The following is a 4,652-nucleotide window of genomic DNA, read 5'->3' on the forward strand; positions in this document are numbered from 1 at the left end:
CGCGCCCATGGCCGTGACGCTCAACGTGACCGGGCTGGCGGGGAGATTGTTCGTCACGGGCTGCGGCTGCCGGGTGATGACGACCTCCGGCGGCATGTCCACGCCGCTCACCGCAAATATACCGGCATCCTGGTTGCCGCCGCCCGACGGGTCGGTGAACGTGATCGAGGCAATCGCCTGATTGAGTCCCAGCGCGGCAAGGTTCAAGGTAGTTTGATAAAAGTTCGGATTGTTGAAGCCGGGATTCTCCGTGTAGAGCGTGCTTTGTCCGAGACGCATCCTCCCGAATCCCTGCAACGCGACGTTCGTGGTCGTGAAATACCAATCTTGCGCATTGAAGCTGAAGGTGGCGCTGTGGGTGCCGTTGGTGAAATTCAACATGAAGGTGCCGACCCCGCCGCCGTTGGCCGAAGTCGCGAGGATGGCAATTGAATTGCAGGCCCGCGGCGTGGCGAACGTCAGCGTGCCCGTCGTCGGATATGAACTCCTCCCCAGCAGCAAAACGTTCTGACCGCCGTAAGGGCCGAACCGGAAAACCGTGTTGTCAAACTGGCTGGCAAACCGGCCGCTGGCGGGCAATCCCTGCGCTCCGCCGCTGCCGCCGACCTGTGGGTTCCCGGCGAGACCCACCTGGTAAAAGCACCAGCCATTGGGCAGATCGAAGGCCGTGGCCCCGGGCGTGCCGGGGCTGGCATTGTAAGGCGCAATGACACCGGCATTGAATCCCGTCACGTCGATGGGATTGTTGGCGTCCGCGTTCAACACCGACACGACCACGCGCCGGTTCAGTTCGGTCAGCGCCGGGTTGCTCCCGTTGACGATGTTCACGAACAGCTCGAATTGCACTTCCTGCACCGTGTTGGACGCCAGAGCGTCGTAGTCGAGCAACGCATTGTTGGCGACGCTCAACACGCCGCTGTCATCCAGCGAAAACGTGTTGTTGCTGTTTCCGGAAACGATGGTGTAGGTCAACGCCCCATTGGGGTCCGCCGCAGGGACCGGGCCCACCACCGTGCCGTTCGCAGCATGTTCCATCACCGCCAGCCGCGTGGGTTGCCGGGCGCCCGCCACCGAACCCGCAATCGAGTAATATCCCAGGCTCGCATAGTCGCTGAAGCCGTTGGTCAGCGGACTGTTGCGCCCCGCCCCCGTCACCCGGAACGTATAAGTGCCGGCCGCCAGATTGGTGACAATGCCCGCTTCGAGCGTGGTCTGTGGATTGTTGCTGGCGATGACGGTGTCGGCCGCGTCCGCCAAGGTGGCTTGAATCGCCAAACAGGCCCAATCCCCCACCGGATAGGCAAACAACGCAACGCGTCCGCCCGTGGTGGTAAATTGAAAGGCATCCGTGTCCGCCGTGCGTTCAATCACCCCCTGGCCAAACACCGCGTTGTCGCTGAAGACGTCCAAGTAACGGGAAGTGGCCAGCGTGCCACCGGCATCGTCCGTGCGGTAAGCGACGTTGTTGTTCGCCGTGTCGATGACGTTCAGGTCATCCTCGTGATTGCCTGCATATTGATACTCGCCCTTCGACCACGTGGACACCGGCTGATAGTAGCCCACACCCATCGTGGGCGCCCAGCCGGTGGCGCCACTGCCATGACCAGCGTAATACTCCACATGCGTGGTGTTCGTTCCATCCGGAATGTCCTGCGTGTCGTGGCTCAAGCCGAGCGTATGACCGCCTTCGTGCGCGGCGACTTCCGCGCCGTTTTTACCGGTGTTGTAAACCGACCAGCACGGTGTGTCGCTGCCCCAGTTCCACGACCCCACGTAGGCCACGCCCGCTGCGGTGATCGGCGTGTCCGTAAAACAGCAACGCTGGCGGCTGCTGGCCGGCGCCGCCTGATATACCTTGATGTCCGTCGTGACGTTGATGTTGAACGGCATGTAGTCCTCGGCCACGCGTTTCCAGACGTCCTTGATCGTGGTGTTGTTGGCCGCGCTGGGCACTGAGTAGTTCACCCCGCCCCACGTCGGCGTGTAGCCGCCGAAGAAATCGAGCAGATACACGGCCTTCGATCCGGGATTGCTCTGGAGGGAAACGATGCCGACGCCGTTGAGATTCGTATTGTAGCTCGGAACCACGGCCGGCACGGCGTCCGGCCGCAACGGCGGCGCCTCGGCCGTTTGATTGGTGCTGACTGCGGCCGCCGCAGGCGCTGGCAGGCTGAGACACAGCACCTCGTCCAACCGTCGCTGCCACAATTCCGGCGCGCCATCCGGTCCGGTTGGCTCAATCCGATAGGCCGTCTGGCTTGCCGGAAATTCAATGACCCCGACCGCTTTGCCCGCCTTGCCTCCGGCGGGCGGTTGGAGGAAGAAGAATTTGCCCGCCTCGGGTTCCGTCAGCTGTCCGGCCAGATAAACAATTTCACCGTCGCGCTGCTGCACGGTCTGGATGGTGCCCGCGGCCATGCGGCCCGCCGTCAATTCGAAGCGGATCGGATCCCCGCTCTGCGCCGTCGCGAAGCCCTTCAAGAAGTCCGCATCCCACGCGCGCTTCGACTGGCCTGGCTCACGCAGCGCACCGGCGTAAGGATTCACCCGCGCATCGAACTCGCGCGAAACGCCGGCATTCGTTGCGCCAGCATTCATAGGCGCGGAAATGGCGGGGGCCGGCTGCGCAGCCGCACCAACGGAAAGATGGTTGGTGCCCTGATTGACCACTGGCTCCGCAGCGGCAATGACCGGACCCGCCGGCGTTGCCGGTGCTTCACGGCCGACATCGAAGCGGTTTTTGAGATGGAGTGCGGCGACCATGAATACCACCGCCAGGACCGTCAGCAGAACTTTCTTTTTCATCTTATATTCACAGGGACAAGGCCGACGAACCTCGCGGTGAGGTCGCCTTCCCAACGGCACGCCGCCACTTCCGTCCATGCCGCGGGCTGGTTGGTGTGGGAGCCGGCCCGACCGCCTAGTTCAGCAGCCTGGGCCGCTCGTGAAAGGTCTTCAGCACGAATTCGCCAAAAATCGTGTTCGCCCAGGCAAACCACGAACGCGTGAACTTTTGGGGATCATCCTTGTTAAACGCCTCGTGCATGAAGCCCGTGCCCGCATGCGTGCGTTGCAGCGTGTCCAGACAGCGATGGATTTCCCGGTCGTTCGTCGCGGTCAACCCCTCGATGATCACGCCCAGCGGCCAGATCATGTCCACGCCAACGTGCGGGCCACCCAGGCCGCTCACCGCCTTGCCGATGCAATAATACGGGTTCTCCGCCGACAACAGGAACCGGCGGGTGCGCTGGTAGATTTTGTCCTCCGTGGCAACCGCCCCAAGATAAGGCAGCGACAGGAGGCTGGGGATGTTGCCATCGTCGGTGCAGTAGTAATCGCCGAAGCCATCCACCTCGTAGGCGAAAATTTTTCCGGCCTTGGGATGACTGACGATGGCGTATTCGTGCAGCGCGTGCTCCACCTCGTCCGCCATGGCCCGGCACTTTTGGGCGAGGTCGTGGTCGTTGCGAATGGCCTCCACCATGTCGGCCGCCTGCCGCAGACTGACGACCGCAAAGAAATTTGACGGCACGAGAAACGGAAAAATCGTCGCGTCGTCGCTGGGCCGGAACATCGAAAAGATCAGACCGACGGGCTTGGCGGGATTGCCGTAACCGCGCCCGGGCACCGTGTCCGTGGCGATTTCCGTGCGGCGCATGAAATGGTAAGGGCCACGCCCGTGTTTGCGCTGCTGTTCGCCGAACGTCTGCAGGACCAGCTTGATCGCATCGTGCCACGTGGCATCGAACGGCGCCGTGTCCTTGGACAGCTTCCAGTATTCGTGGGCGAGGCGGATGGGGTAGCAGAGCGAATCGATTTCCCATTTACGCTCGTGCACGCCGGGTTTCATGTCCGTCAGGTCACTCTTCCACTCGCCCACCTTGTGGTCGTCCTTGTAGAACGCGTTGGCGTAGGGATCCTTCAAAATGCAGCGTGACTGGCGGTTGATCACGCCGGCAATCAACTGCCGCAACGCCTCGTCTTCGTGCATCAGCGGCAGATAAGGCCAGACTTGCGCCGAACTGTCGCGCAGCCACATCGCATCAATGTCACCGGTGATGACGTAGGTGTCGGGCCGGCCATCGACCATCGCGAAATCGACCGTTGTGTCGAGCGTGTTCGGAAAACAGTTCCCGAACATCCAGGCGAGTTCGTGATTGCCGACGGAGGATTGGACTCGCTCGATGATCCGCTCGACGGCGGTGCTTTTGAACTTGCGGCGCTCGACGGGCGTGCGGACAACGGGAAACCCGGCCTCAGCCGCCGACAGGTGTGACAGCAGCGTGGCACCGGCCACCACGAGGGATGTGTTGCGGATGAATTCTCTGCGGTTCATGGCTTGAAAAACAATGGAAACACCTCACGCCGGGATGACTTTCTTGCCGATGTTGTGGCCCTTGGCGCCGTAAAAGGCGACGTAGGAATACGCAATCAGCGGCACAATGAAGGAAACCTGAATGCTGAAGAGGTCGGCAATTTTTCCCTGCAACGGCGGCAGAATGGCGCCCCCGAGAATGGCCATGACAAGCAGCGATGAAACCTGGCTCTTGTAAATGCCCGTCCCCTCCAACGCGAGGGAGAACGTGTTGGACCAGCCAATCGAGGTGAACAGCCCAATGGCCACCACGCACCACATGGCCACCGGCCCTTTG

3 protein-coding genes are annotated in these 4,652 nt (G+C 61.9%); all 3 read right to left on the reverse strand.

The genetic code is table 11. The features are described 5' to 3' along the window. Nucleotides 1–2,805 (reverse strand): hypothetical protein (locus VFV96_19050; protein HEU5072505.1); only part of this gene is annotated, 2,805 nt, incomplete at its 3' end. A gap of 115 nt (nucleotides 2,806–2,920) precedes the next feature. Beyond that, entirely contained in the window at nucleotides 2,921–4,336 is a 1,416-nt protein-coding gene (locus VFV96_19055) for a glycoside hydrolase family 125 protein (GenBank protein ID HEU5072506.1), read from the reverse strand. A 24-nt stretch (nucleotides 4,337–4,360) separates the two neighbouring features. Next, on the reverse strand, nucleotides 4,361–4,652 hold a 292-nt coding region (locus VFV96_19060; protein ID HEU5072507.1), incomplete at its 5' end, for an MFS transporter.

The sequence above is a fragment of the Verrucomicrobiia bacterium genome (assembly GCA_035765895.1).
Classification (GTDB): Bacteria; Verrucomicrobiota; Verrucomicrobiia; order Limisphaerales; family DSYF01; genus DSYF01.